General features: G+C 67.7%; 1 protein-coding gene. It reads right to left on the reverse strand.

The features are described from left to right. Positions 1-95: 95 nt before the first annotated feature. Positions 96-569: tyrosine-type recombinase/integrase (locus tag BN2476_RS48815; protein WP_235851160.1), on the reverse strand; the 474-nt coding region annotated here is incomplete at its 5' end.

The raw sequence follows: 569 nt of genomic DNA on the forward strand, positions 1-569 counted from the left end.
TGCCCCAGGCTCAGGTGTGCCGTGGCCCGCCACGCTGGCCCGTGGCTGCGGAAGATGTCCGCAACCTCCAGCATGAGGCGCTACAGCGCGCGGGCCTACTCGGAGGGCAGACGGTCCAGCGGACTGGTGACCTCGTGCAGCAGGTCGGTGGCGACCTGGACATAGAGCGCGGTGTTCTCGAGCTTCGCATGGCCGAGCAGCACCTGGATCACGCGGATGTCCACCTTCTGTTCAAGGAGGTGTGTCGCGAAGCTGTGCCGCAGCGTGTGCATGGACACGCGCTTGTCGATGTGCGCTGCCTCGGCAGCGGCATGGATGGCGCGGTTCAGCTGCCGCGTGCTGAGCGGGTCGACGGGATCGAGTCCGGGGAAGAGCCATCCTCCATCAAGGATCTTGCGCTGCGCACGGGCCACGCGCCACCAGACGCGCAGACGATCGAGCAGCACCGGCGAGAGCATGGCGTAGCGGTCACGGCGGCCCTTCCCCTGCTCGATACGCAGTGTCATGCGCTCGCTGTCGACGTCGGTGACCTTTAGCGCGACCACTTCGCTGGCGCGTAGCCCCGCGCC

The organism is Paraburkholderia piptadeniae, from assembly GCF_900007165.1.
Classification (GTDB): Bacteria; Pseudomonadota; Gammaproteobacteria; order Burkholderiales; family Burkholderiaceae; genus Paraburkholderia; species Paraburkholderia piptadeniae.